The 26598-nt window shown below is 45.2% G+C and carries 22 protein-coding genes and 2 tRNA genes; 19 read left to right on the forward strand and 5 right to left on the reverse strand.

All coding sequences use genetic code 11. The features are described from left to right. Nucleotides 1–156 precede the first annotated feature (156 nt). The 4 genes from QUA45_RS20815 to QUA45_RS20830 all read right to left on the reverse strand — a co-directional run bounded on the left by QUA45_RS20815 (nt 157) and on the right by QUA45_RS20830 (nt 2135). A tRNA-Pro gene (locus QUA45_RS20815) sits at nt 157–230 on the reverse strand. Nucleotides 231–267: 37 nt separating this feature from the next. Then, complete coding sequence (locus QUA45_RS20820) at nt 268–636, reverse strand: DUF1818 family protein (RefSeq protein WP_333101185.1); 369 nt, start codon at nt 634–636, stop codon at nt 268–270. Nucleotides 637–1007: 371 nt separating this feature from the next. Continuing rightward, nucleotides 1008–1652 (reverse strand): hypothetical protein, encoded by a 645-nt coding sequence (locus tag QUA45_RS20825; protein WP_333101186.1) that lies wholly within the window; start codon nt 1650–1652, stop codon nt 1008–1010. A 252-nt stretch (nt 1653–1904) separates the two neighbouring features. Further along, complete coding sequence (locus tag QUA45_RS20830; protein ID WP_333071758.1) at nt 1905–2135, reverse strand: DNA-directed RNA polymerase subunit omega; 231 nt, start codon at nt 2133–2135, stop codon at nt 1905–1907. Nucleotides 2136–2215: 80 nt separating this feature from the next. Here QUA45_RS20830 and QUA45_RS20835 point away from each other — a divergent pair, with 80 nt between their 5' ends. Continuing rightward, nucleotides 2216–2908, forward strand: a complete 693-nt coding sequence (locus tag QUA45_RS20835; protein ID WP_333101189.1) for a GDSL-type esterase/lipase family protein — start codon at nt 2216–2218, stop codon at nt 2906–2908. A 328-nt stretch (nt 2909–3236) separates the two neighbouring features. Beyond that, the gene (locus tag QUA45_RS20840; protein ID WP_333222006.1) at nt 3237–4490 is read left to right on the forward strand and encodes an S-layer homology domain-containing protein; all 1254 of its coding nucleotides are present in this window, start codon (nt 3237–3239) and stop codon (nt 4488–4490) included. Between the two features lie 1829 nt (nt 4491–6319). Here QUA45_RS20840 and QUA45_RS20845 read toward each other — a convergent pair. Then, the gene (locus QUA45_RS20845) at nt 6320–8779 is read right to left on the reverse strand and encodes a CBS domain-containing protein (protein WP_333096270.1); all 2460 of its coding nucleotides are present in this window, start codon (nt 8777–8779) and stop codon (nt 6320–6322) included. A 268-nt stretch (nt 8780–9047) separates the two neighbouring features. On the opposite strand from QUA45_RS20845, the gene QUA45_RS20850 reads away from it, so the two are divergent. The 17 genes from QUA45_RS20850 (at nt 9048) to QUA45_RS20930 (ending at nt 26358) form a co-directional block, all read left to right on the forward strand. After that, a complete protein-coding gene (locus QUA45_RS20850; RefSeq protein ID WP_333062888.1) occupies nt 9048–9722 on the forward strand; it encodes a HEAT repeat domain-containing protein in 675 nt (224 codons plus the stop codon). A 177-nt stretch (nt 9723–9899) separates the two neighbouring features. Further along, nucleotides 9900–10154 carry a hypothetical protein gene (locus QUA45_RS20855; RefSeq protein ID WP_333075830.1) on the forward strand — a complete coding sequence of 85 codons (255 nt, stop codon included), beginning with the start codon at nt 9900–9902 and terminating at the stop codon, nt 10152–10154. 231 nt (nt 10155–10385) lie between these two features. Further along, nucleotides 10386–11501, forward strand: coding sequence for an inorganic phosphate transporter (locus tag QUA45_RS20860; RefSeq protein WP_333096271.1), 1116 nt, complete (start codon nt 10386–10388; stop codon nt 11499–11501). Nucleotides 11502–11640: 139 nt separating this feature from the next. Further along, entirely contained in the window at nt 11641–11982 is a 342-nt protein-coding gene (locus QUA45_RS20865; RefSeq protein ID WP_333096272.1) for a metalloregulator ArsR/SmtB family transcription factor, read from the forward strand. A 104-nt stretch (nt 11983–12086) separates the two neighbouring features. After that, nucleotides 12087–12791, forward strand: a complete 705-nt coding sequence (locus QUA45_RS20870) for an MIP/aquaporin family protein (protein WP_333096274.1) — start codon at nt 12087–12089, stop codon at nt 12789–12791. Between the two features lie 7 nt (nt 12792–12798). Further along, complete coding sequence (arsH, locus tag QUA45_RS20875; RefSeq protein ID WP_333096276.1) at nt 12799–13458, forward strand: arsenical resistance protein ArsH; 660 nt, start codon at nt 12799–12801, stop codon at nt 13456–13458. A 57-nt stretch (nt 13459–13515) separates the two neighbouring features. After that, complete coding sequence (arsC, locus tag QUA45_RS20880) at nt 13516–13911, forward strand: arsenate reductase, glutathione/glutaredoxin type (RefSeq protein WP_190662998.1); 396 nt, start codon at nt 13516–13518, stop codon at nt 13909–13911. Between the two features lie 201 nt (nt 13912–14112). After that, complete coding sequence (gene arsS, locus QUA45_RS20885; RefSeq protein WP_333096278.1) at nt 14113–15099, forward strand: arsenosugar biosynthesis radical SAM (seleno)protein ArsS; 987 nt, start codon at nt 14113–14115, stop codon at nt 15097–15099. 133 nt (nt 15100–15232) lie between these two features. Next, nucleotides 15233–15958, forward strand: a complete 726-nt coding sequence (locus QUA45_RS20890) for a TVP38/TMEM64 family protein (protein ID WP_333096280.1) — start codon at nt 15233–15235, stop codon at nt 15956–15958. A 295-nt stretch (nt 15959–16253) separates the two neighbouring features. Next, the gene (locus QUA45_RS20895) at nt 16254–18821 is read left to right on the forward strand and encodes an ATP-binding protein (protein WP_333096282.1); all 2568 of its coding nucleotides are present in this window, start codon (nt 16254–16256) and stop codon (nt 18819–18821) included. 241 nt (nt 18822–19062) lie between these two features. Beyond that, nucleotides 19063–19962, forward strand: a complete 900-nt coding sequence (locus QUA45_RS20900) for a class I SAM-dependent methyltransferase (RefSeq protein ID WP_333096283.1) — start codon at nt 19063–19065, stop codon at nt 19960–19962. A 64-nt stretch (nt 19963–20026) separates the two neighbouring features. Next, on the forward strand, nt 20027–20755 hold the full coding sequence (locus QUA45_RS20905; RefSeq protein WP_333096285.1) for an HAD family phosphatase: 729 nt from the start codon (nt 20027–20029) through the stop codon (nt 20753–20755). Nucleotides 20756–20875: 120 nt separating this feature from the next. Next, nucleotides 20876–20948, forward strand: a tRNA-Ala gene (locus tag QUA45_RS20910). Between the two features lie 524 nt (nt 20949–21472). Next, nucleotides 21473–22789 (forward strand): urea ABC transporter substrate-binding protein, encoded by a 1317-nt coding sequence (urtA, locus tag QUA45_RS20915; RefSeq protein WP_333096288.1) that lies wholly within the window; start codon nt 21473–21475, stop codon nt 22787–22789. A 331-nt stretch (nt 22790–23120) separates the two neighbouring features. Continuing rightward, nucleotides 23121–24275, forward strand: coding sequence for an ABC transporter permease subunit (locus QUA45_RS20920; protein ID WP_333096290.1), 1155 nt, complete (start codon nt 23121–23123; stop codon nt 24273–24275). Between the two features lie 27 nt (nt 24276–24302). Next, entirely contained in the window at nt 24303–25445 is a 1143-nt protein-coding gene (gene urtC, locus QUA45_RS20925; protein WP_333096292.1) for an urea ABC transporter permease subunit UrtC, read from the forward strand. A 190-nt stretch (nt 25446–25635) separates the two neighbouring features. After that, the gene (locus QUA45_RS20930) at nt 25636–26358 is read left to right on the forward strand and encodes a TIGR00266 family protein (protein WP_333096294.1); all 723 of its coding nucleotides are present in this window, start codon (nt 25636–25638) and stop codon (nt 26356–26358) included. The last annotated feature ends 240 nt before the right edge of the window (nt 26359–26598 follow it).

Raw genomic sequence — 26598 nt, forward strand, 5'->3', positions numbered from 1 at the left:
TATCCTCGAATGCAGGAACCTCGCTCTGTCTTGAAATCTAAACGGAGGGCGTGATTGAGACTTTTTCAGTGCCATTGGCCCCTAATTGAGAATGTTAAGAGCTGCGTCGCCGGCCTAAAACAATAAAACCTTCTCATAGAGAAGGTTTTATCACAATCGGAGCGGCGGGATTTGAACCCACGACCCCTACTACCCCAAAGTAGTGCGCTACCAAGCTGCGCTACGCCCCGAAAGCTTTAACAGCTTAGCATAGAATTCCCGAAAAAGTCAAAAAACTTTTAAAACTTTTGCCGCCTGCACCAAAGTCGGAACCGCAGCCACGGGCCAAAAACCCTCGCACCTTCGACCAGCATTCAAGATCAATTGCACGCTGTAAGCTTCTGGATATCCTTCCACCTGGACCCACAGCAAGTCGCTTTCGGCTTCAATGGCGATTTTTTCCTCGTCCATTAACTCAGAGGCCATTTGACTCATTGTGCCTGCTAATTGCCCCAACAATCGGCAAAAATCGTTCAACTCAGCCTCCGTGAGTTCGATCGCCCAACCGTCGCCAGCCACCAAACCCTGAAACTCATCCACCTCCGGGTTCCATCCCAAACGCCATCCGCTACCAGTCTTAATTATACGTTCCACCATTGAGGGATTTTAGATTTTAGATTTTGGATTTTAGATTAGCAGGACTTATATCAATTCTGGTTACAGGGGAATAGTCAAAAGCAATCAACAGTCAACAATCACGGATTGTGCAACCGAAATTGATAGAGTTGATCTGCATTAATCTGTGTTGATCTGCCCTCATCTGCGGTCAAAAAAAGATAATGTATTAACCGCAGATGACAAGGGATTGAGGCTGATTCACGCCGCTGAAGAGAATAGAGATAGGAATAATTCCGATGCTAACAGATTTGATATTACCCATAAATAGGAAATAAACCGGGTTTTTTACCATTTTCAAAGGCCCGGATGCAGTATTTCCGTAAAAAACCCGGTTTCTGCATTTCTGAGTATTACGGTAGCAGCAACTTCGCATCTCCCGGCTGCGGCTGCGGTATTTCCGGCGAATTCGATCGCCCTTGTGGTTTTTCCCCCGCAGCAGGTGTGCGCCCAAGCCCGGAATTCTCAGTAAAAACATCAACCAAAGCTTGAACTAAAGCATCCCGCTGTGCTCTATTTAACCTCTGAATAGCAGCACGATCCTGTTCCATTGGATTCGATCGCAAAACGTCCTTTCCCGGATAAACGCTTTCCACCAAATAATCTGGAGTCGCCCCCAGATAGTCAGCTAAACTTAACTTCCAATCAAAGCGGTAATTGGGCGGGCGTCCTTTGACAAATACGTGATATCGAATCAACCGCCCGACTAAAGTATTGGTAGGATCGATTTTTCCAGTCTCCTTGGAAATGTAGTTATTTTCGATCGGGAAATCTGGCAATTTTTCGTACACCAATTTCCACGCATCTTGCACCCTCACTTGCGGCGCAGATTGTTGAGCCACCCGCTGCACAGAGGAAGATTCAGAAGTCCGCAGCAGCGAAGGTTCCAAAGCCGACAGACTCAGTTCGCCCGATTCCAATACCCAACTCAAAAGCGTGAAAATAGCCACACTCAAAGTAACAAAAAGAAAACTTAAGCCCTGCTTTAATCTATTCACGGTTTTGACAAAAATTTGAGAAATAGAATAATTTCATAAACTTAGCCGTAAGCAGATGTCCTAGTTTACAATTTTATGATTTACGATCGTTAATTCGGTTTTATTGAAAAATCAGAGGTTTCTTAACGAGGGAACTAGGAATAAACCGGGTTTCTTGTCACCCGCACCCAAGTCTAGTTTGACAAAGTTTTGAGTTTTGAGTTGACAAAAACTTTGGGCAATTCACCACTCAAAACTCAAAACTCCCGAAGCCTAGATATCTCCGATTATTTCCGGCTGAGTCAGTTCGTCCGACATCTCAAATATCGCCCGCATTACAGGTTTCATTTGATGGTCGTCCATATTGTCAAAATCTTCATAACGACGGCGTTTTGCGCGGTTCGCTACCTGTACCGTAATCCGATAGCGGTTGGATGCACCGTTAATCAACTCTTCCGCGCGACGGGTAAGCTGAGTTGAATCGAAGGGTTGACGCTTAGCCATGAGACTACCTACTTTATGTAATGTTACATTCTAGTCTAGTATGTCAAGATTCATAATTTATTAACTGAGTATCATTGCTTATGCAGGTAGCAACAGCCTATTCCTTTGGTCACTTGCATCGGGGAAATTCTCATCCCCTCAAATTGGTTGCTTTCGGTGACAGCTTAATCTACGGTTTCGGCGACGGTGTAGGCGGTGGCTGGGTGGAAAGATTGCGGCGCCAGTGGATGTTACCGGAGAGTGCAGGACACGTTTTATACAATTTGGGCGTTCGGGGCGATCGCACCTATCAAGTCTCCCAGCGCCTGGAAAACGAGTTCCGCCACCGGGGCGAACTCAGAAACCGCGTCCCGGATGCGATTATTCTTTCGGTAGGCCTCAACGATTCGGCGAGAGTGCAGTCGCCGACGGGGCGCAGCTACACTGATTTTGAACATTTTAAAACTGTTTTGGATAATTTGTTAAACCTGTCCCAACAACTTTGTCCGGTGATATTTGTCGGGATGGTGCCGGTGGATGAAAGTAAAATGCCTTTTCAAAATTGTTTGTATTACAGTCATGCTGACCAATATCGCTACAAGGAAGCAACGAAATTAGCTTGTCAGTTGCGGGGCATTCCCTATTTAGATATTTTTGATAAATGGATAAATCGGGGTAGTGATTGGTGGCGATCGCGCCTGATTGCAGACGGGCTTCATCCCAATGCAGCGGGGTATCAATCTTTATTTGAAGATGTGACCAGTTGGGAGCCGCTCGCCGCTATTAGTCATTAGTCATTAGTTATTACTCCAGTCGAGCGAGGGCGGACACTTTTGGCACCGCCCCTACATATATAAAGGTTCTGGATCCAGAACTCTATAAGTTCAAGGTAGATAAGGAAGATAAGCAACATAAGGATTTTAAGGAATTTAAGCATTTTAAAATTCCCAAGTGTGTATCAAAATATTTATTTTAAAAGACCGTATCTTCCCCTCACTACAAATAAAAATATTCAACAATGATTACATAAGTGAGGGAAAGAGCAAGTTCGGGCAGAATAAATCCGCCTACCAAAAGCTTACTGGTCCTCAAAAAAAAATGTGTAAATTGGAGAAGCAAAAAATGTCTGTATTACATCGCATTAAATCGGGTACATCTGTTGTATTAACATTGGGAACAGTTGCCGCAACCGCAGCGCCGATGCTAGCTCCCGCGCCTTCTTTTGCTCAGACAGCGTTTTCGGATGTTAATAATAACTACTGGGCAAAAGACTTTATTCAAGATTTGTCAGAAAGAGGAATTATCAAAGGATTTCCCGATGGCAGTTTTCGCCCGGATGCACCGGTAACGCGGGCTGAATTCGCGGCAATGGTGCGTTCTGTGAAAAAGGCAAAAACCCGCGCTGCTGTAAGGTTTGCCGATGTTCCGTCTAATTTTTGGGCAAGCGGGGCGATCGCCGAAGCTTACGAAATGGGATGGATGTCTGGCTATCCCGGCAATGTTTTCAGGCCGACACAGCAGATTCCTCGCGTTCAAGTTGTAGTCGCTTTAAATAACGGCATGGGCTATGAGCCTACCTGCGATTTTCAAGATGTTCTCAGCTACTATAATGATGCGGGCGAGATTCAAAGTTATGCTGTCAAAAGCGTTGCTGCTGCTACTGAAAAACAGTTGGTTGTCAGCTATCCCAATCCTAAATCTCTCAAACCTAACAAGTCAGCAACGCGAGCAGAAGTAGCGGCTTTTATCTATCAAACGTTAGTGAGTAGCAATCAAGCAAGAGCAATTAATTCTCCTTACATTGCTAAGATTGATGTTAGCGAGTCTGTTGCTGTGCAAATTCCCAGGGGAGTGACTATCCCAATCGAGTATGCAAAAGGCAAGATTTTGCTCGGCTCCAATGACAAATCTCCAATTACGCTGACTGTGGCTTCGGATATCACGGGCAGTAATGGCCAAGTGCTGATACCCGAAGGCTCGAAAATTAGCGGCGAATTGCGATCGACTGCTTCGGGGGTTCAGTTTGTCGCTCAAGAATTAAGTATAATCAACGGCAGCAGAGTGCCTCTCAATGCCACTTCGCAAGTGATTACTAGGAAAGAAACTGTTACCAAGGGCGTTAATGTTGGTAATCTGGTTAAGAATACGGCGTTGGGTGCAGCAGCAGCGGCGGCGATCGCAGGTGTTACGGGCGATCGGGCGATCGCGACTGAAGAGGTGCTCGGCGGTGCGGGAATCGGGACTTTGATCGGAGTATTTTTGGGTCGAGATAAAGTCGATTTGTATGCTGTTAATCCCGACACCGATTTAGATTTGCTTTTGAATTCCGATTTGGTAGTTGGTACTGCCAGCACAGGCATTTGTAGCGCTCGATAGAGGCGATATAGTAGAAGGATGAAGGAAGAACATAACTGATATCAATTCCGGTAGCATGGGAATATTAAAATCTAGTCAACAGTCAACAATCACGGATACTCAAACCGGAATTGATCTAATTCATCTGCATTAATCTGTGTTTATATGCCTGTATCTACGGTTTTAAAAATATAATTTCTGAACCGCAGATGACAATGGATTGACCATGATTCACGTAGAGGTAGAAAATAGAGATATCATCAATAATCCCGATGCTAAGCTGTCGTGCATTTGGGGGGGTGACAAAGAGGTTTAGGAGAGAGACGCAACAGGGTTGGAACCCGTATACCCTATCATCCTGTTTTCCGCGATATTTGCGGCGCCAATAAGCAGCAATATTAAAAGTTACACATCCTTGTTGTTTGATAATTTTTACATCTGATAAATAAAAGCTTTCCATTGTCAGACAAGAGGATGAAATTAGATTTTTTTATTGTATATAGCCCCCTTGTTTCACCATAAGGAAAAACTTCACTTTTTTCTCACACAGCCAGTATGCCAAATTGATGCTACCAAATTCTCTATCACCTAAAATGATAATTTTGTCATCTGACAGTAACTCTCAAGCAAAAGTGATTAGAGCTTTTTTTCGCCAATATTACTACTTCCTTTTTTATCTAGAAGTAGCCTGTATAATGGCATACTTCTTTTCTTCCATATCAATCTCAGCATAAATACATTTTGCGCTCGCCATTTCGTGCGATTGATCGCTATTTTCAAAGGTTTAGACTTTTTAAATTTGGTTTTTAAGATTTTTTGCTAACGGAAATCATCAACTTTTAATGTTCAGGCAATCCAATTTTAGAAAACTTTGCAAGTTGCACCTTCGGCTCTCAAATTGAATCGAATAAAGCATCAAGGTAGCCAGTAATTCGATATTAACTTGTTTTTGGGTCTGCAACAGATAGACTAAAATTTTTAGAGTCAGGTATTCTGCTGGTTTAAGTTGTTTTTCGAGATTAATTTGGTAAAATTGAGGGAACATTATTTCTAGATGGGACAACGATAGAATTTCGACCCCATCTTTTTTTAACTTAAGTCAGGTAAATCTGCCACAGGCGGGGCTTTTGACGAGGTTGTCACTCCGCGAAGTCATTGATTCTATCTATGTTGTGACGGGGTTGTCACCCCGTGAAGTGTTTTTATGTTGTTCGGGCAAAACAACACCTGTTTTTAAATTGAATATAATCTACACTTATAGGCATAGAAAATTAACGCAGCAAAAAGTTATTGTAAATTGCTTCTGAATATATCGATCGCTCCTGCTATTGGTTTGCGCTCAATTATTCGGCAAACTCTAATTAAGTGTTGGTTTAGCCGTGATGTATAATTGTCAGATTTCTCAAATTATATGCTGGTAATTAATAGTTAGTAATGGTGTAATTATTGAAGTTTTATGGGTGAAGAAGATTTAATTCATGCCCTCATGTACTTTTTAGGAATTCCTAAGTGAGTGATGATCTAGTTGCACAGATTTTTGGGTGTTTTGACTTACTACGATCTCCGATGATTCACTTTTACCCCCTCAATCCGCCTACGCTGCCCCTTGGGGGCTGCGGAATGTGGGTTTATACTTTCTCTATCTGTTCTCGCTAGACCATCCCACGGAATTTACAGCCCGCCCGCACCCCACGTGACAGTTGGGTTCGGAATGTGGGTTTTTCAAGCTCCCAGATTCATCTGTGGAGTAAATCGAAAATCTAAAATCGTTCGACTGAGCGCGATTTGACGCTCGCGCTAGCCGCACCTCTTAGGCCGAAGTCTAAAATCTAAAATTGACTGATGACCGACTAATTTCCATCCGGGTTGGTAGGAAATGTGACGATAAAATTAGTCCAGCCATTCCTGCTTTCAACCTCAATTTTTCCCTGCAACTGTTCGACAAGTTTTTGAACCAAAGCTAAACCTAAACCTGTACCTCCTTGTTTCCAAGGATCGGCGTTGGGAACTCGATAAAATTTCTCAAAAATTCGAGGCAATTCCTCTATGGAAATAGACGATTGATTGCTGAGTGTAAATTGGATTTCTGAAGCCACAGCACTTGCTTGTCGCGAATTTGTCCTTTGTCCGTCTTGTTCCCAGTCTCCGTTTTTGCACTCAACTTTCAGAAAAATTTCGCCGTCATTGGCAGTATATTTGCAGGCATTGTTGAGGAGCTCGGCTAAAATTCGTCCCAAACTAGCGCGGTTGGAACTGATCGTCGGGAGGTGGCGATCGCACTCTACTCGCAAATCCTGGTGGCGGTCGTGGGCCCGGCTGTAAAACGGGTCGATAATAGTAGGCAGCCACACTTCTAAGTTTACTGGTTCGAGGTCGATCGGACAAGTTGCGGCTTCGAGCCGCTGCAAATCTAGCAAAGCATTAATCAAATCTGTTTCTCTAGTACATTCTCTTTCTAAAATTTCTAGATAAATCTGGCGCCGATCTAGCGTGGGAGAAATTCTCAGCATATGAATAGCCATTTTTATATTAGCTAAAGGCGTCCGCAGTTCGTGAGAAACGGTGCTGAGAAATTCATCTTTGAGGACGTTTAAATGCTGGAGTTCGTGAACTTTTTGCTGCAATTCGGCGGTGCGTTCTTGGACTTGGCGTTCGAGGTCGGTGTTGAGATTTTGGACTTGCTGATAGAGTTGGGCTTGCTGAATGGCGATCGCGATTTGAGTTGCCAGTTGCAGCAGCAAATCCACTTCCGAAGGCTGCCACTGACGGGATTGGGAACACTGATGGACACACATCATCCCCCACAAATTGCCGTCTTGCAAAATTGGTACAATCAAATAAGCTTTGATTTGCGCTTGCTGGAACCGGGCATATTTTTCGGCGCTCAAACAGGCTTGGTCGAGGTCTGGAACCGCATAAATTTCCTGTTCGATCACGGAAGCAGATTCTTGCCAAATATTATCTGGCATGATTTCTCCCAATATTGAAGGCCAATTTTCGGCAACGGATTCTGCCACTACAATGCCGTAATTGCTGGACTCTAAATGCAAGATTGCTACTCGGTCAGCTTGCAAAACTTGGCGGACTTCATCGACGCTGGCGTTGAGAATTTCTTCGAGGTTTAAGGATTGGTGAATCCGCAAGGAAATGTGAGTTAACAGCCGATCGCGCTGCAATTGTTCGTGGAGTTTGGCAGTCCGTTCCCGCACCTGCTGTTCTAGTTTGGCGTTGCGGCTTTGCAGCAGTTCCACTTTTTCGGCTTGCAGTTGATAAACCGATTGCTGCAACTGTTTGACAACTCGGTACATTTCGGTGGGGTCGAGGACTCTGAGCAAGCTGGTCTGAGTAATAATTCCCAACAGTTCTCCGCGCCCCCCGCAGACGACCAGCCGCTGCACTTGTTGCTGCTGCATTTCTTTGTGCGCCGTCCATAGGGAATCGGAAGGCTGAAGAAATTGCAGGGGAGTTCTCATGACTTTTTGAGCTGGGGTTTGCTGGAAATTTAGTTCGAGAAACTGTGCCTGCACAAGGTCATATTCGGTAACAATTCCCAGCGGTTGGTGAAAGGAATAGTGAAAAATGGAGGTATAGTCATCTTTGGGCTTCTCCATTGTTAATTCTTTGTTTTTTGTAATCACTACGCAACTGACTTGATGCTCTGACATCAGTTCGGTTATGGTCAGCAGCGAGGCGGTGTGGGGCGCTGTAATTGGCGTAGTCATTAATTCTGCTACCCGCCGCAATTTAAGAATGTTTGAAGGCTGCAATACTTGGCGAATTCTTTCCCGTGTCAGCACTCCTACCAAGTGGCGAAATTGATTGACGATCGGCAAATAGCGAATCTTGTGCTGGCGAAATAAGGATAAAGCGGTAAACACGTCTTGATCATCGGACTCTGTGAGGGAGACCGACACCGGGGACATCACTTCGGAAATTGGTATTTTGTGCAGGGCTACTTTTTGCTGGTTGTCTATTGTGCCCGAAGCTATCAGCCTCACTAGGTCGGCGGGTGTTAATATGCCGATTAACAGTCCGCGGCTGGGGTTGTCGGATAAGTTGCCTGTGGTAATAGTCTGCTGGTTCTGTACGACGAACACGCAGCTGGCCCGCACCTTTTCCGGCGCGGATGTTTCGGTTATCGCCCCCCGGTCTGCAGGTACAGGTGTTTTGACTAGGGGACAAGTGTTTTGCAACTGACTCATCAGGGCGATCGCCACTGCTAAGGAAGTTTCTGGCCCGGCAGTGAGGGGGTAGCGATCGATCGCTTGTTCTAAGGCTGAGGAGTAAAAGGGCGGGTGGTAGAACGGCATAGTTGATTGCAGGTTGTCAGAGGGCGGCTAACTATCGGGCAAAGCCTTAGGGAACGGCAGAAACACCTCGCCTGTGCTTGGGATTTAAATAATAAACTTTCTCATTGATTATTTCCACGCAATCTGAGCTTTAGATTAATCGTGTCACTTATCCGCAATCTTACTCATCTCAAATCCTGGGGCGGTTTTTACTGCCTGCTTTTCCCGTGAGACTCTCCTATAATCAAAATAACCCGAATGTAAAGTTTTACTACAAGATTTACCCATAATGACAACTTTAAGCTTAGAGCAAATTGCAGCCAAGTTAGAAAGCCAAAATTCCGCCGATCGAATGGTGGCTTTGGCCAACTTGCGGAATGTGCCTGCTGCAGAGGCGGTGCCTTTGATTAAAAAGGTGTTGAACGATGAAAGTTTGCAAGTGCGATCGATGGCTGTGTTTGCTCTCGGCGTGAAACCGACAGCAGAGTGCTATCCTATTCTAGTCAAATTGCTAGAAACAGACCCGGATTACGGCATTCGCGCTGACGCTGCAGGTGCTTTGGGCTATCTGGAAGATATCAGAGCTTTTGATGCTTTGGTGCGGGCTTTTTACGAAGATACTCAATGGCTGGTGCGCTTCAGTGCTGCTGTTTCTCTGGGGAATCTCAAAGATCCCCGGGCTCGCGATGTGCTGCTAAAAGCTCTCGACAGCGAGCAAGTGGTGATCCAGCAGGCGGCAATTTCGGCTTTGGGGGAAATTAAAGATATTGGGGCGATCGATCGCATCCTCAATTTTGCTCAGTCGGAAGATTGGCTGATTCGCCAGAGGCTGGCTGAAGCTTTGGGCAATTTGCCGAGTGTTAAGAGCGTTTCGGCTTTGAAATACTTAGAAAAAGATAGTAATTCTCAAGTATCTAAGGCGGCAACAATTTCTCTCGATCGTCTGTCAAAAGCAGAAGCATGACATAAAACTTTTAGTATGTTGAAAAACCCGGTTTATTCAATAAACCGGGTTAATCCGTATTTTAGCAATCTTAATAAAGTTTATAGAGTATTCAGTAAAACCAGAATGTATTATTTAAGCTGCGCGGCTAAATCGCAAGTTAAAATAGTTGTCGATCTCCTTTAACCCAAACTAACCATGAATCAAGCGCCCAATCCCTTTAACTCAAATCCCTCCAATCCGCTAGACCCCTTGGAGCAAGAAGTTGACGAGCAAGGTGAAGCATTGCCGAAACAGTACCACCCGGCAACTAAAAAAACTCTGCAAAAAGTCTTTATCATCCTGGTAGTGGTGGGGGCAATTATTGGGGGAATTCTATCTATAGGGGTGATTTCGCTGATGCAGAAGGCGGGACTGACAGATGTGCCGGCAAGGGTACAGAACCCTAAGTGAATGGGTAGGGTGAGCGTACCGTCGGCGATCGCCAAGCCTTAATTATAGTATCGTTCCATATCGGGCCCATGTTGCTGGCGCGAAATTAAGATGCGATCGCTCGCCTTCCAAAGAAATCTTAATATTTCCCTTATTTTATTTGATGCAACGGTGTCTATACAATTAAATTCGGTGCTGTAGCAGCCCGCGCAAAAAAAAATTAAATAAACCCCACTTATTCTGAGTAAGAGAATGTTAATTATTGCCCTATTTATCGCCACGTTGTTTTTAGCATACTGCAATGGTGCTAATGATAATTTTAAAGGCGTGGCGACACTGTTTGGCAGTCAGACGACGAACTACAAAACAGCAATTGGTTGGGCAACGATTACAACTTTTGCAGGTTCAGTCTTTTCTATTTTTTTAGCAGAAACTCTGGTAAAAAGCTTTTCGGGAAAAGGGCTAGTTCCAGACGAGATCGCCAATGCCCCAGATTTTCATTTGGCAGTCGCGATCGCTGCGGGTTTAACCGTTATTCTGGCTACCTTAACTGGATTCCCTATTTCCACAACTCACGGTCTTACAGGTGCTCTTGTCGGTGCAGGTTTAGTAGCAATTGGTACTCAAGTTAATTTTACAGCATTGCAGAAAACTTTTCTAATGCCTTTGTTGCTGAGTCCCGTGATTGCGATTCCATTAGCAGCTTTAATTTATGGGCTGTCTCGCTACCTGCGAGTTTATTTGGGAATCCAGAAAGAATGGTGTATTTGCGCTGGTAAAATCCAACAGATTATTCCCATTCCTCAACCGGATGCAACTAACATACTGAAGTGTATCACAACCGCTGATGTCGCGGTCGATTCTCTCGATAAATGCACGCAAAGGTACCTGGGAAATTTCTTACAAATTCCCAGCCAAAAGTTAGTCGATGTTTGCCATTTTATGAGTGCGGGAATCGTCAGTTTTGCCAGAGGATTGAACGATACTCCGAAAATTGTTTCGCTGATGTTAGTCGGTCAATCAATATCAGTTCAGTGGGGAAGTTTAGCAGTAGCTTTGGGAATGGCGATCGGCGGTTTGTTGAATGCTCGAAAAGTTGCCGAAACAATGAGCAAAAAGCTGACAGCAATGAATACCGGTCAAGGACTTGTGGCAAACTTAGTGACGGGATTTTTAGTTATTGCTGCCAGTCGCTATGGACTTCCAGTTTCTACTACCCATGTTTCGGTAGGTTCAATCTTTGGTGTAGGATTGATTTCAAAAAAAGCTAATGTGCGCGTTTTCTATCAGATTCTACTATCATGGATTTTGACCTTGCCAATTGCTGCTGCAATCAGCGGCGGCGCTTACTGGGCGTTGCATCGGTAAGAGAATTAATCGTTAGTCCTAGAAGAGAAAGAGTTCGCAGTTGATTTGGGATTGCCATCAAAGGATAACCATATCAAATCTAAGGGTAAAAAGAAGAAATCTTGCCGGGAGTTGTTGAATAAAAATTTAAGGGTAATTTATGGTTAAAAATTCTACGATCGCGCCGCCCGTTGCAGATAAATCGATCGCTGCTGGCTTTCACGCTCTTTCTGACCCCCTGCGGATTCAGATTTTGGAGTTGCTGCGGGAACAGGAGTTGTGCGTATGCGATTTGTGCGATCGGCTCAACGTCACTCAGTCTAAACTCTCTTTTCACCTCAAAGCTTTGAAGGATGCAGCTTTAGTCCGCAGCCGCCAAGAAGGGCGCTGGATTTACTACAGCCTCAATTTAGCTCAGTTTGTCGCCCTCGAACAGTACCTCGCCGAATACCGCCGCTTCAGCCAGATACTGCCGGCGCGTCCCTGTGCCGACGCGGGTTAACCCATCAACATTTCTTGATCGCTCAAATACTGAGAGGGCTTTTTTAAGGATTGACATATCAATTTTTATTGATATGATCGGATGGAACAAATTAGTTGAGAGCGATGGATGCAACAGATCGTAGGTTAGCTTGTGCTCGGCCAGATTGCAGGCGAGAGGCGATCGCCGAATTTATAGGTACATTTATTTTGGTTTTTGCAGGCACCGGTGCGGTGATGGTTAACAAAACTAGCGCGGGTTCCGTAACTCATTTAGGCATCAGTTTTGTATTTGGTGCAGTAGTAACTGCGATGATTTACGCCCTAGGACACATCAGCGGTGCACACTTTAATCCGGCCGTAACTTTAGGGTTTTGGGCGAGCGGTTTTTTCCCAAAATACAAAGTTTTGCCTTACGTTTTGGCGCAGTGTGCGGGTGCGAGCGCAGCTTCTCAAGTGCTGCTAATTACCCTAGGAAAAGTAGCAAATCTCGGTGCAACTATTCCTCTCAAAGGTAACTGGTTGCAGTCTCTAACTTTAGAAACTGTTTTGACCTTTATCTTAATGTTTGTTATCCTCGGTTCAGGATTAGATAGACGCGCTCACATCGGCTTTGCCGGGATAGCAATTGGGTTAACTGTAGGGTTAGAAGCTGCATTTATGGGACCGATTACCGGAGCGAGCATGAATCCGGCACGATCGCTGGGCCCTGCTTTAATTGGCGGTATTTGGAACCACCATTGGGTTTACTGGGTTGCCCCTATCTGGGGAGCACAATTAGCAGTGGCAGTTTATCGAGAACTGTCTAACGGATTTCGGGATTTTAATTGAAATTATCATGACAAATTTTACGCACAAACCGAGAATCCTGTTTTTATATGGCTCTTTGAGAGAGCGTTCTTACAGCCGCTTGTTGGCGGAAGAAGCGGCGAGAATTATTGAGGATTTCGGTGCAGAAGTTAGATTTTTTAATCCTCTAGAATTGCCGATTTACGGCAGCGTTCCCGATACTCATCCGAAGGTTCAAGAGTTGCGGGAATTAAGCCTGTGGTCGGAGGGTCAAGTGTGGTCTAGTCCAGAAATGCACGGCAATATTACCGGCATTATGAAAAATCAAATTGACTGGATTCCTTTAAGCATTGGGGCTGTCAGACCGACTCAAGGCCGAACTTTGGCGGTAATGCAAGTCAGTGGCGGTTCCCAGTCTTTTAATGCTGTCAATACTTTGAGAATTTTGGGTCGCTGGATGCGGATGTTTACGATTCCGAATCAGTCTTCGGTTGCTAAGGCTTATCAGGAGTTTAACGACGATGGGACGATGAAGGATTCGCCTTATCGCGATCGCGCGATCGACGTGATGGAGGAACTGTACAAGTTTACCTTGCTGTTGCGGGAGCAAGCCGACTATTTGACCGATCGCTACAGCGAACGCAAGGAACAAGCGGCTAAAGAGGCGATCGCACTAGCAAATCGCGCCCTGGAATTACCGGGCGCTTAGAAAGCGCCGGAACCCCGCCAACAACGAATAACCAACAACTTACAACCAACAAAAACCATGAAAAAAGTAATGTTTGTTTGCAAAAGAAACTCCTGCAGATCGCAAATGGCCGAAGGATTCGCTAAAACCATCGGAGCCGGCCAGATTGGAGTCACCAGTTCCGGGTTAGAATCAAGCAGAGTTCATCCGACAGCAATTCAAGTCATGTCAGAAATCGGCATTGATATCACCGATCAAACATCCAACCCATTAAGCGAATTCAATGCAGAAGACTACGATGCCGTAATTTCTCTCTGTGGCTGCGGCGTGAATTTACCCGAAGCGTGGGTATTGCGAGAAGTGTTTGAAGATTGGCAACTCGACGATCCCGACGGACAACCCATCGAAACTTTTCACCGCGTTCGAGATGAAATTAAAGCACGAGTGGAAACATTAGTTGACTCTCTCAAGTAAGATTAATCGTCCTACACGCACGGGTGGTCAGAAACCGGGTTTTTTTCTCATAAGATGCGTTACATCCCGCAAAAACGGCAAAAAACCCAGTTTCTTGGGTTTTGATGCGTCCAGAACTATTAGAATTAGTGCTAAATTATGAGAGGCGTTCTGTCGGAACGCCTCTACATTCGTTGCGAGCAAAGACCAAAAGGTTAGCACATGATTCAGACAGCAGTCACGCCTTTCAAAAACAAAATTAACTCAGCTGTAACTAAAAAGCAGATTACAGTTTTACAAATTAATCTCGGCAAACGCTGCAACCTGGCTTGCACTCACTGCCACGTTGAAGCTAGCCCGAACCGAACAGAAGAACTTTCCCCGGAAATTTGCGACCAATTAATTGAAATTATTCACCGCTTTCCTCAAATTAAAACTGTTGATCTCACCGGCGGCGCTCCCGAAATGCTTTACGGTTTTAAACCGCTGGCGGAAGCTGCCAGGGCGGCAGGTAAAGAGGTAATTGTTCGTTCTAATTTGACGATTTACTTTGAAAAAGGTTTTGAAGATATTCCCGAATATTGCGCGCAGCATCAACTCAGAATTGTGGCGTCGCTTCCCTGCTATCAAGCTGACAATGTGGACAAAATGCGCGGCAGCGGTGTTTTTGACAGTTCAATTCGGGCGCTACAAAAGCTAAATCAGTTGGGATACGGGAAAAACCCAAATTTAATTCTCGATTTGGTGTACAATCCACAAGTGCCGACAACAGACAAATTTTCGCTAACACCGGAACAAGGCAAGTTAGAGCAAGATTACAAGGTTTATTTAGCCGAACATTTTGGGATTTGTTTTAATCAATTGTTCGCGATTACTAATTTGCCGGTGGGACGAACTAAGTTTCATTTGGAACATAAGAAACTGCACAAACCTTATCTCGGGTTTTTGGAGGAGAATTTTAATCCCGGCACCCTAGAACATTTAATGTGTCGTAACGAATTGTCGATTGACTATTTGGGCAATGTCTACGACTGCGATTTTAACCAAATGGAAAATCTGCCCGCGAAAACTGGCAGCGGGGAAAAGATAAATACTGCTAAATTGCTCGCATCTGGTAGTTTAGATGTCATTCAAGAGGTGCAAACGGCTGCTTATTGTTACGGCTGTACGGCAGGTTGCGGTTCTAGCTGCGGCGGTACTTTGATTTGAGAAGGAAGAAGGAAGAAGGAAGAAGGAAGAAACTATGCTCTTGGGCCCGATTCCCGATTCCCGATTCCCGATTCCCCATGCTTTTGGGCCCAATGCCCCATGCCCGTATTATTGAGAGTGGAGAGTTGAGGTAATGAATGATTCGCGATCGCCCGATGAAAATCCGTCAACATCAAATAGGTGGAAGCTGATTTTAGGGATTGGTTTAGCTGTGGCTTTGATTGTGGCGGCAAAGTTTTTTAACTTTCAAGGAATTCTGAAAAATGCCCTGGAGTCGATCGCGAGTCTCGGCCCTTGGGGCCCGGCAGCTTTTATTGTAATTTACATTGTAGCAACGGTTCTATTTATCCCTGGTTCTTTGCTGACTCTCGGTTCTGGCGTTTTGTTCGGAGTCGTTGGCGGCTCGGTTTGTGTTTCCATCGGCTCGGTTTTAGGCGCAACTTGCGCTTTTGTGGTAGGGCGGTATTTAACTCGCGACTGGGTTTCCAAACAGATAGAGGGCAATCAAAAATTTAAGGCGATCGACTCCGCAGTTGCCTCTGAAGGATGGAAAATTGTGCTGCTGACGCGGCTTTCTCCCATTTTCCCGTTTAATTTACTTAACTATGCTTTTGGAGTCACGCAGGTATCTCTAAAAGACTATTTTTTCGCATCTTGGATCGGCATGATTCCCGGAACAGTCATGTATGTTTATATCGGTTCCTTGGCCGGGAGTTTGGCGGCACTCGGATCTAGTGGGCGATCGCGCACTACTGCTGAGTGGGTTCTCTACGGTATTGGTTTGGTAGCAACGATCGCCCTCACCGTTTATGCAACCCGCTTCGCCAAAAAAGCTTTAGACGAAAAAATTTCTCCTTGAAGCCAGATCACAAATTAGTCAAACTGTCAATAAGTATTTACCTCTACATTAGAATACATTGCTAATTTAAAAAACTCCGTATTTTCTCTATGTTATTTACAATTATTTTGTTATACAAACGAGATAGATATTAAAGATATCGTAAAGCAGTAACCTCTATTAGGTAAACCGAAGGTCAAAATATAAAGCTGATGCCAAAATAGAAGGCGAGCGTGCGATCGGAATAAGAATTGTTTGCAGACAGGAATGCAAGTCATACCATTTTAAATTTTAGATTTTAGATTTTAGATTGGGAATGACTGATGACTACCAGGGTTGGAATCACCAGCCTACAGTTGCATTATTTTCTGAAACTGGTCTCACGACTTGCCGGATATTAATTCTGGCGAATGACCAATACCGTTTGATGAATGTGATTCGGAGAGAACATTTGATGATGCAAAACCCAGCAAATCAAGCCGGATCAGTGTCTGCGCCGCCGCCACACCAAGCAAAAAAGCTGCGCCACTTTTGGGACAACATCAGTAGTTCTGCTCAATCGCGGTGGCAGCAAGCGCATAGTCTTTGGCAGCACAGACGGCAGCGCCGCCATTTGCTGACCCTGCTAATTCTGGCCACCACGGCTTTAACCATTAGCACAACTGCTTGCATCAGCTATTTTTTTGTGCGCGGGCTAATCCTCGACAATTTAAAGCAAATCGCACTATTAAAACTAGAAAAAGGCACTGACGAAATCGACCGCTGGCTCAGCACTCGCAAAGCAGAAATAGAAACCCTTGCTTACGATCCTACGGTTAACACTCTTAATTGGAAATTAGTCGAACCCCGGTTACAAGGAGAAATATACAGATTAAAAGAGTATTTCATTTTGTCCTTGACTCAACCGGACGGCTTATTTATCAATACTTTAGGCAAGCGCGCGAACAGTAAAGACCGCCAACACTTTCAAAAAGCAATGGCCGGGCAGCTCAACGTTTCCGACCCGCTGATAGGCCGCAGTACAAAAATTTCTACAATCATTATTTCAGCTCCTATTTGGGCTTTACCTCCCGCTCCCAATCAAGTAATTGGAGTCCTATCGGGCAGCATTAAATTAGACAGAGTTACATCTGTCGCTAACAGCTTGCTGTACGGTTCTGACAGTTATGCTTTTGCGCTCAATTCACAAGGAGTGCCAATTGTTCATCCCAACAGTAACTTAGTTGGAAATATCGACCGGGAGACCCCAAGCTTTTTACAGTCACAAGACCCCGCACTCTCCACAATTGCGCGGCAGATGATCGACGGCCAGACCAACATCGAACTGGTAAAAATAGATCGCAAATGGGTGTATGTGGCCTACGCACCCCTCAAGGAAGTTAATTGGTCGATGGCTTTAGTAATTCCCCGCGAAAATATTGAATCCCAACTGCAAGCATTAAATTTGCTGACATCGGTCGTGGCCGGACTGCTCGGCCCAGCCATGCTAGGAGCAATTTGGCTAATTTACTCCTCCGAAAACAATCGCGCTCAAGCGGAGCGAGAAGCCATGCTCAACCGGATTGCTGGACGCATTCGCGCTTCCCTGGAATTAGACAAGATTGTGCAAAGTACAGTCGAAGAAATAGTAAGTTTACTGCACCTAGAACGGGCTGCTTTTGGGTGGTACAAACCCAAAGAACAAATGTTACACATCCTATGGGAATGTTGCCCATCTGATTGTTCGACGCCCGCTAAGAAGTTTGAGTCTTACTTTGTCGGAAATTTGTCGATACCGAGTGGCCAATGCGAGCCAATTATTCTTTCGAGGGACACTTGGGCGGAGGGTGCAGCTCAAACGAACGAAATTAAAAAAGCTAATAGCTATTTAGCGGTTCCTGTCCACACTCAAAACCAGCCGCAGGGTTATTTAATTTGCAGCCACGTTAGTCATTGGCTTTGGAGCCGGGAGGAAATCCAACTATTAAAAGCTGTGGCAGACCAATTGGCGATCGCAATTACTCAAGCTCACCTTTACAGTCAAACCCAAGACCAAGTAAAACTGCTTAATAGCGCCTTAAATGAACTGAAAAAAACTCAAACTCATTTGGTGCAGAGCGAAAAAATGTCATCCCTAGGTCAAATGGTGGCGGGAATAGCGCACGAAATTAACAACCCCGTTAACTTCATTTCGGCTAATTTGCCTCACACCAGCAAATATACTAAAGATTTATTAGAGTTGGTGAGTTTGTACAAAGAAGCCTTCCCAGAGGTTCCCCAGGAAATCGCAGATTTCACCGAAGAAATTGAGTTAGAATTTATCGAGGAAGATTTGCCACATATATTGGATTCTATGAAAATAGGAACCGAACGCATTCGCAGCATCGTTCTTTCTTTGCGTAATTTTTCTCGCCTAGATGAATCTGACAAAAAGCAGGCGGATATTCACGAAGGTATAGAAAATACCTTGCTGTTGCTCTCCAACCGCATCAAAAATAGAATTTATATAGTCAAGAAATACGGAAAAGTGCCTTCAGTAGAATGCTATCCGTCTCAGCTCAATCAGGTGTTTATGAACTTGCTGAGCAATGCGATCGATGCCTTGAACGAGATCGATCGCCTGGATAAAATTATTACTATTTCCACGGGAGTAGTTCGCGAACATGGCGGTAAATTTCTGAAAGTGGCCATCGCCGACAACGGCCCAGGCATTCCCGACAGCGTTAAAGACCAAATTTATAACCCATTTTTTACTACCAAACCCGTGGGCAAAGGCACTGGTTTGGGGTTAGCAATTAGCTACAAAATTATAGTAGACGGACACGGAGGCAGCATCGAAATTTCTAAACCTTCGGGCGGCGGCACGGAGTTTTTGGTAAAAGTTCCTATTAGTAACGGGAAATAATACCATTTTAAATTGTAGATTTTAGATTTTGGAATACCCGATCGAACAAGCTTTTGAAGCTGGTATACAGTTGCATTTTTTATAAAAACTGGTATAAGAAGAAAGTGCGAAAGGAAGCCCACGGATTTGGTAAGCGAGGTAACTGATAGAGGGGAGAGGTTCGAGGGGTTCAACGGTTTGAATTCATGCTAAGCTGACGGCCGTTGGCTAAAATTATAAGAGTTTTTGTTAAAGGTGTTTTATGGCTGTTGGCAAGGATACAATTTTCGAGCGCTTCTTGTCGCCCCTGATTCGACTGGCGATCGACGAACAAGCACTGAAACGACTCTATGAAGGTATCGACTGGGAAACAGCGGGCGATCGCTACCGACAACCCAACTTAGTTTATCCCGAATATTACAGCAGCCAAAACTTTCACGGCATTAAAGGTGGCTACCTCAACCCCAGTGCCGCCGTTTCCTACGATCCCATCACGCAATATGTTTTGCCTCCCCACGAAACAGTCGTCAGGCAAGGCTTAATTGACGCTGTGCGGGTGAAACCGCGCCGAATCATCGATTTGGGATGCGGCACCGGCTCTACAACGCTCATGCTCAAGCAAGCTTTTCCCCAAGCAGAAGTTGTCGGGCTGGACTTGTCGCCTTATATGCTGGTAGTTGCCGACATGAAAGCGCAAAAAGCCGGCTTAAATATCGAGTGGTTGCATGGAAATGCCGAAAGCGTTGCTTTTGCCGATGCCAGCTTCGATTTAGTAGCAGCTTCCTTGCTGTTTCACGAGACGCCGCCTGCTGTATCGCGGGCAATTTTGCGAGAAAGCTTCCGACTGCTGAAGGTTGGGGGACAAGTGGCAATTTTGGACGGAAATCAAAAAACTTTGCGGCAGACGCAGTGGCTGACTGATATCTTTGAGGAGCCTTATATTAAGTCTTACGCGGCTGGCAGCCTCGATGCTTGGGCGGGGGCGGCTGGATTTGCGGCGGTGCAAACTCACGAACACTGGTGGACTAATCAGGTGACGCAGGGCGTGAAACCTTTGCCGGGGGAAGATTTGGAACAGGCAAAGGTGGCGAGGGGGTGGAATTGGGGCGATCGAACTCCTGATTTTGATGGCGATTTACCAGGCATTCCAGCTCCTGCTTGATCTATTAACTGTTGCCTGTTAATGGTTAACTGTTAGCAAACTAATGACTAATGACTCATGACTAATGACTCTAAAAGCAGTTTTATTTGATTTTAATGGCGTGATTGTTAATGACGAGCCGATTCACGAAAAAATAATCGAACAATTGATGCTCGATGAAAATCTCCAGCTCAAACGTGGGGAGTTTCGAGAAGTTTGTTTGGGAAAAAGCGATCGCGCTTGCATTACCGAACTGCTCAAGCGCCGAGGACGATATCTAACAGAAACATATCTCGATCGGCTGCTGCAACGCAAGTCCCAAGCTTACAAAGCTCAAATAGATACTTTGGAGAAACTGCCGATTTATCCCGGTTTGGCAGAATTTATTGACAAAATTCGGGTCGCCGGACTGAAAATGGCCGTAGTTAGCGGGGCAATGCGATCGGAGATAGAATTGGTGTTAGATCGGGCCGGTTTGGCAGCAAACTTTGAGTTAATTGTCGCAGGTGACGACTTGACGGCGAGCAAACCAGCACCTGACGGCTATCTATTGGCTGTCGAACTTCTCAACCAGAAATATCCCGAATTTAACCTGCAACCGATCGAGTGTTTGGCGCTAGAAGATACTTTTGCGGGGATTGAAGCAGCGAAAAAAGCGGGGATTCAGGTTGCGGGTGTGACTCACACTTACCCGTTTCACATGATCCAGCGCCAAGCTAATTGGACGGTGGACTATTTTACTGATTTAGAGTTGGACAGAGTGGCCGCACTTTGCTCGATCGCTCCCACTGAGCCGGCTGCGGAAAACACTTGACGTTTTTAGCAGTTACGTGCTAGTGTAAGTGACGGTCTGCGAACGTGAGAGCAACCAAGACCTATAAACCTTTTAGATTCGGCAATCCGGCATCTAAAATGCTAAATTAAAACTCAATCAGGGGAATTAGCTCAGTTGGTAGAGCGCTGCGATCGCACCGCAGAGGCCAGCGGTTCGAGTCCGCTATTCTCCATAAATCAGGGGCATTTCTACAGGTGACGATCGTACTCAAAGCGAAGTGCGATCGTCACCTGCTTTCATACTCGCCTATTTTATGCGATCGACCGGATTGCTGCCTAAGTTTTAGCATCAATAATCTGTTGAGAGCGAGAAACCCGGTTGCTATTTTGTGCGATCGACGCCCTTGCTGCCTAACTGGTAGCATCAATAAGATAATTTCTGTAAAGAAACCGGGTTTCTCATTACACACTAATTGCTGAAAAGACGTATTTTGGTGTCTAAACCCGGTTTCCCAAAAAAATCCGGTAAGCCCGCGATCCCAACCCTGATGTCATCAGTCAATCTAAAATCCAACATGATTTCAGCCCGGTTTCTGTCGCAGTTACCCTCAATCCCCACAAAACATTCAATTTCTCAAAAACAATAAGTTTTGTAGCTAAAAATACAACAGTCTGCTGAAGCGAGTCTTAATATCAAGTCGCTATGTGTTATTATTCTCAATCATCTGACTCATCTATTCAAGAGTAACAAGAAAAAATGACAAAGCGATTCGATCGGCGGAAATTTATTTTATACAGTTCTGCTACCCTAACATCAAGTTTATTTCTCAAAGCTTGTAGAACTCCAACTCAAACAGCCACTCCCGCAGCTTCTCCCACATCAACAGGAACTACACCAGCAGCCGGGGGCGGAAACACGATAAAAGTAGGAATTTTGCATTCCTTGAGCGGCACGATGTCAATCAGCGAAAAAAGCGTGGTCGATGCCGAACAATTAGCGATCGAAGAAATCAATAAAGCTGGTGGCGTCCTCGGCAAACAAATCGAAGCAGTAATAGAAGATGGCAACTCAGACTGGCCGACTTTTGCCGAAAAAGCCAAAAAATTGATCGACCAAGATAAAGTTGTCACTGTCTTCGGCTGCTGGACTTCCGCCAGCCGCAAAGCAGTATTGCCGGTATTTGAAGAAAAAAATCATATGCTCTGGTATCCCGTACAATACGAGGGTCAAGAGTGTTCCAAAAATATTTTTTACACCGGCGCGGCACCAAACCAGCAAATCGAACCAGCAGTGGATTGGCTGCTAGAAAATAAAGGCAAAAAATTCTTTTTAGTCGGGTCGGACTACGTTTTTCCCCGCACGGCAAATACCATTATCAAAGCCCAGCTAGCAGCCAAAGGTGGCGAATTAGTTGGGGAAGATTACATTCCTTTGGGCGGGACAGAAGTTACGCCAATTATTACTAAAATTAAGGCAGCTTTGCCAGATGGGGGCGTCATTTTCAATTCCCTCAACGGCGACAGCAACGTAGCATTTTTCAAACAGTTGCAGGGTGCAGGTTTGGATCCGGACAAATATCCGTCAATGTCTGTCAGTATTGCTGAAGAAGAAGTAAAGGCGATCGGCGTAGAATATCTTAAAGGCCATTACGCTGCCTGGAATTACTTCATGACTGTAGAATCTCCGGAAAATACAAAATTTGTGGAAGCTTTCAAAGCAAAATATGGCAAAGATAGAGTGACAAATGACCCGATGGAAGCAGCTTATATCATGGTGTACCTGTGGAAGCAAGCCGTCGAAAAAGCAGGGACAGCCGACGATTTAGAAAAAGTGCGGGCAGCAGCTTTGGGTCAAACCTTTGACGCGCCGGAGGGCAAAGTTACGATGGAAAACAACCACCACATCTCTAAATTTGTGCGCTTGGGCGAAGTGAGAGAAGACGGTTTGTTTAACATCGCTTATGCTACACCAGAAGCAGTGAAGCCGGTGCCTTGGAATCAATTTGTCGCTGAAACAAAAGGCTTTGCTTGCGATTGGTCAGACCCCGCAAAAGGTGGAAAATTCAAAGCTTGATAAGTCGGTAATACCATTTTTTAAAACGTTGGCAACGTATCGTTCGATCCCCCCTAGCTACCCTTAATAAAGGGGGGAAAAAAGCGTTCTTGCGTCACCCCCTACTCTCCTTAATCAGGAGAACGGGAGGATTCAAATTCCGCCTTAATGAAGGGGAACTGGAGTATTCAAATTCTCCCTGATTAAAGGAGACATAGGGGTATCGAGATACTCACTCTAAGCATAATTTATAGAAAAACTCGACGCTTACTTAAGTTGACACCAACGTGGCAAAATCCGCCCCTAATTATCCGCGAACAAAGTTAACAGACTTGATGCAGGAGTAACAAAATTGGCGATATTAGATGGTTTATTTAACGGCATTAGCATCGGCGCTGTTTTACTAATTGCAGCCCTGGGACTAGCGATTATTTTCGGGCTGATGGGCGTAATTAATATGGCTCATGGCGAGTTGATGATGCTGGGGGCTTATACAACTTTCGTGGTGCAAAATGTCTTCAAAGGTATGGGAGGATTTGCCTTTGAAACATACATTTTCTTTGCGATTCCCTTAGCTTTTTTAGTAGCTGCCTTGGTAGGATTAATTCTAGAACGCGGAGTGATTCGCTATCTTTACGGGCGGCCGCTAGAAACTTTGCTGGCAACTTGGGGCGTAAGTTTAATTTTGCAGCAGTTTGTCCGCAGCGTTAGTTGGGTGCTGGTAATTGGGATTGCGGTGTTTTGTTTGCTGTTTTTTGGCGGTTTGCGGGTGCTGAAATCTCGCATGGATTTCGATCGCATTCGCAGCAAAATTATTGCCATAATTTTGCCTTTATCTTTGGCTATTTCCTGGGCTGTGAGCGCCTTTGTAGGGCAAACTTACAAACTGGCAGTAACTCAACCTTGGTTTGGCGCTCAAAATGTGGACGTAACTGCACCGCAATGGTTGCGGGGCGGCATACCGCTGGGAAATTTTCAGTTGCCCTACGCCCGAATTTTTATTATTGTCCTTACCGGAATTTGTTTGGCGGGAATTTACCTATTTTTGCAAAAGTCTGTGTGGGGATTGCAGATTAGATCCGTGACGCAAAATCGCAGCATGAGTGCGTGTTTGGGAATTCCTACCGAACAAGTAGATGCGCTGACTTTTGCTTTGGGTTCGGGGTTGGCAGGTGTGGCTGGGTGCGCGATTAGTTTGATCGGTTCGGTAGGGTCAAATACCGGACAAAATTATATAGTCGATACGTTTATGGTGGTGGTTGTGGGCGGTGTCGGCAAGATTGTGGGGAGTGTAGTTGCTGCGATCGCGATCGGCACTGCAAATTACCTGATCGGTTCTGGAACCTTAGCATTAATGTTCGCTCCTATCAAGCCTTTAGCCGACTTCTTCACATTTTTCGCCACAACCAGCATGGCAAAAGTAATGGTATTCGCCTTAATTATGGCTTTTCTGCAAGTGAAGCCGGGAGGGATTTTCCCGCAAAAAGGGCGGACGGTAGAAAATTAAAAATTACAACTGCGAGTGTAGCGAAAAATGCAGAAAACACATCACAAAACCTGGCTAAAAGAAGCGGCAATTGTCAGCGCGATCGCCCTCACATTCATCTTGCTCATCCCAGGAATACTCCCCGATGTTCGGCTCAATCAATTAGGGAGATTTTTAGCACTAGCAATTGCCGCCCTCGGCATAGACTTGATTTGGGGATACACGGGTTTGCTCAGTTTAGGGCATGGAGTGTTTTTTGCGATCGGCGGCTACGCCTTCGCCATGCACCTAAAATTGCAAATTCCCCCAACCGCCAGCAGTCAATTGCCAGAATTTATGAACCTCTACGGCGTTAATGAACTCCCCTGGTTTTGGCAACCATTTTATTCATTTCCTTTCTCAGCATTAGCAGTAGTTCTCATCCCCGCCATCTTGGGCGCACTTTTAGGTTATTTAGTATTCCGCAATCGAATTCGAGGCGTTTACTTTTCAATTCTCACACAAGCAGCAACCATAGTATTTTTCAACTTCTTTAACGGCCAGCAAAAACTAATTAACGGCACCAACGGACTCACAGACTTTAAAACCCTGTTCGGAGCCACAGTTAATGACCGAGATACTCAATATATTTTCTACATTCTGACCATAATATTTCTAGCAGCAACTTACGCCCTCTGCCGGTGGCTGACCAGCGGGCGTTTCGGCCGCCTGCTAGTTGCCATTCGCGACGATGAAGTGCGCCTGCGTTTCTCAGGTTACAATCCCACAGGATATAAAGTTTTAGTCTTTGCAATTTCCGCCGGTTTAGCCGGGATTGCAGGCGCATTATTTACCGTACAAACCGGAATCATTTCGCCAAAAGCAATGGATATTGCCTTTTCAATTGAAATGGTAATCTGGGTCGCAGTAGGAGGTCGCGCCACATTATCTGGAGCAATATTAGGAACACTGCTAGTCAACTTTGGCAAGAGTTTCTTGAGCGAACAATTTCCCGAAGTGTGGCTATTTTTCCAAGGCGCGCTATTTTTAATAGTAGTAACAGTCCTGCCCGACGGCATAGTCGGATGGCTGCAATATCAAAGTTTCGACCAAATCCGCCGCTTGTTCAGAAAACCAAAGTACGTATCTACTTACCCCAGCCTAGAACAAGACCCCCAAGTGCAGCTAGAAAAAGAAGAACTTGAACATTGAGTGCAAAAATATCGTGTAATTTAGAAGGATGCTGACATAAATAAAGGTCACCTATAACAGACAAACAAAGCAATCGCCATAGACTTGGCAAACGCTGCATTTATCTCTGTCTGAGGAGACGCAATATATATGTCCACCTACTTAGATATCCGTAGCAAGTAGCTTCGTTCTTTAAATTGAGGGGCCACATATGGCAGATATTATTGACTACAAAATTTACGGCGACGATTTGCAACTCATCGAGATTGAACTCGACCCTAGAGAAGGCGTCAGGGCTGAAGCTGGAACCATGACATACATGGAAGGCGACATCCAAATGCAAACATCCACAGGCGGCGGCTTATTTCAAGGTTTCAAACGAATGCTCACAGGAGCGGGTTTTTTCATTACCACCTTTGTCAACGCCGGAAATCGTAAGGCCCGCGTCGCTTTTGCCGCCCCCTATCCGGGTAAAGTAATTCCGCTAGATTTAAGCAAACTTGGCGGTAAATTTTTGTGTCAAAAAGACTCTTTTCTTTGTGCTGCCAACGGGATTGAAATTGAGGTAGCTTTCACCAAGCGACTCGGTGCCGGTTTCTTTGGTGGAGAAGGTTTTATTCTGCAAAAATTGCAGGGTGACGGGCTAGCTTTTGTTCATGCGGGAGGAACAATAGTTGAGAAAAATTTAGGAGTTGGCGAAGTGTTGCGAGTAGACACCGGCTGTTTAGTAGCTTTTGCTCCCACAGTAGACTACGACATTCAATTTGTTGGCGGGTTTAAGAATGCTTTGTTTGGAGGTGAAGGCTTGTTTTTGGCAAAAATGACTGGACCTGGAAAAGTATATGTGCAAAGTTTGCCACTCTCGAAGTTAGCTGAACGGATTTTAGCTGCTACTCCACCTTCTATTTCGAGCAGTTCTAGCAGTTTTAGTTGAGAGTAAAATAACCATTTATGTGCTTGTGTAGGGTGCGTCAGCCAGCAGATTTTCTGGGTTATCCAGAGACGGTTAACTGACGCACCTTCTCAGAGAAAATCAGCGCTGTCAGGTGCGTCAGCCAGAAGATTTTCCGCCTTATCGAGAGACTGTTAACTGACGCACTTGACGGGGTGACAACCCCGTCAAAAGCTTGATAAAATCAAGGACATAGCCCTGTACCCCCTCTGGAAGAATGGC

The sequence above is a fragment of the Microcoleus sp. Pol12A5 genome (genome assembly GCF_036701435.1).
Classification (GTDB): domain Bacteria; phylum Cyanobacteriota; class Cyanobacteriia; order Cyanobacteriales; family Microcoleaceae; genus Microcoleus.

What these genes read in the sequence shown, in the direction of transcription:
- QUA45_RS20820 (WP_333101185.1), bottom strand. Translation starts at nt 636, where the DNA reads ATGGTGGAACGTATAATTAAGACTGGTAGCGGATGGCGTTTGGGATGG.
- QUA45_RS20830 (WP_333071758.1), bottom strand. Translation starts at nt 2,135, where the DNA reads ATGGCTAAGCGTCAACCCTTCGATTCAACTCAGCTTACCCGTCGCGCG.
- QUA45_RS20835 (WP_333101189.1), top strand. Translation starts at nt 2,216, where the DNA reads ATGCAGGTAGCAACAGCCTATTCCTTTGGTCACTTGCATCGGGGAAAT.
- QUA45_RS20840 (WP_333222006.1), top strand. Translation starts at nt 3,237, where the DNA reads ATGTCTGTATTACATCGCATTAAATCGGGTACATCTGTTGTATTAACA.
- QUA45_RS20845 (WP_333096270.1), bottom strand. Translation starts at nt 8,779, where the DNA reads ATGCCGTTCTACCACCCGCCCTTTTACTCCTCAGCCTTAGAACAAGCG.
- QUA45_RS20850 (WP_333062888.1), top strand. Translation starts at nt 9,048, where the DNA reads ATGACAACTTTAAGCTTAGAGCAAATTGCAGCCAAGTTAGAAAGCCAA.
- QUA45_RS20855 (WP_333075830.1), top strand. Translation starts at nt 9,900, where the DNA reads ATGAATCAAGCGCCCAATCCCTTTAACTCAAATCCCTCCAATCCGCTA.
- QUA45_RS20860 (WP_333096271.1), top strand. Translation starts at nt 10,386, where the DNA reads ATGTTAATTATTGCCCTATTTATCGCCACGTTGTTTTTAGCATACTGC.
- QUA45_RS20865 (WP_333096272.1), top strand. Translation starts at nt 11,641, where the DNA reads ATGGTTAAAAATTCTACGATCGCGCCGCCCGTTGCAGATAAATCGATC.
- QUA45_RS20870 (WP_333096274.1), top strand. Translation starts at nt 12,087, where the DNA reads ATGGATGCAACAGATCGTAGGTTAGCTTGTGCTCGGCCAGATTGCAGG.
- arsH (WP_333096276.1), top strand. Translation starts at nt 12,799, where the DNA reads ATGACAAATTTTACGCACAAACCGAGAATCCTGTTTTTATATGGCTCT.
- arsC (WP_190662998.1), top strand. Translation starts at nt 13,516, where the DNA reads ATGAAAAAAGTAATGTTTGTTTGCAAAAGAAACTCCTGCAGATCGCAA.
- arsS (WP_333096278.1), top strand. Translation starts at nt 14,113, where the DNA reads ATGATTCAGACAGCAGTCACGCCTTTCAAAAACAAAATTAACTCAGCT.
- QUA45_RS20890 (WP_333096280.1), top strand. Translation starts at nt 15,233, where the DNA reads ATGAATGATTCGCGATCGCCCGATGAAAATCCGTCAACATCAAATAGG.
- QUA45_RS20895 (WP_333096282.1), top strand. Translation starts at nt 16,254, where the DNA reads ATGACTGATGACTACCAGGGTTGGAATCACCAGCCTACAGTTGCATTA.
- QUA45_RS20900 (WP_333096283.1), top strand. Translation starts at nt 19,063, where the DNA reads ATGGCTGTTGGCAAGGATACAATTTTCGAGCGCTTCTTGTCGCCCCTG.
- QUA45_RS20905 (WP_333096285.1), top strand. Translation starts at nt 20,027, where the DNA reads ATGACTCTAAAAGCAGTTTTATTTGATTTTAATGGCGTGATTGTTAAT.
- urtA (WP_333096288.1), top strand. Translation starts at nt 21,473, where the DNA reads ATGACAAAGCGATTCGATCGGCGGAAATTTATTTTATACAGTTCTGCT.
- urtC (WP_333096292.1), top strand. Translation starts at nt 24,303, where the DNA reads ATGCAGAAAACACATCACAAAACCTGGCTAAAAGAAGCGGCAATTGTC.
- QUA45_RS20930 (WP_333096294.1), top strand. Translation starts at nt 25,636, where the DNA reads ATGGCAGATATTATTGACTACAAAATTTACGGCGACGATTTGCAACTC.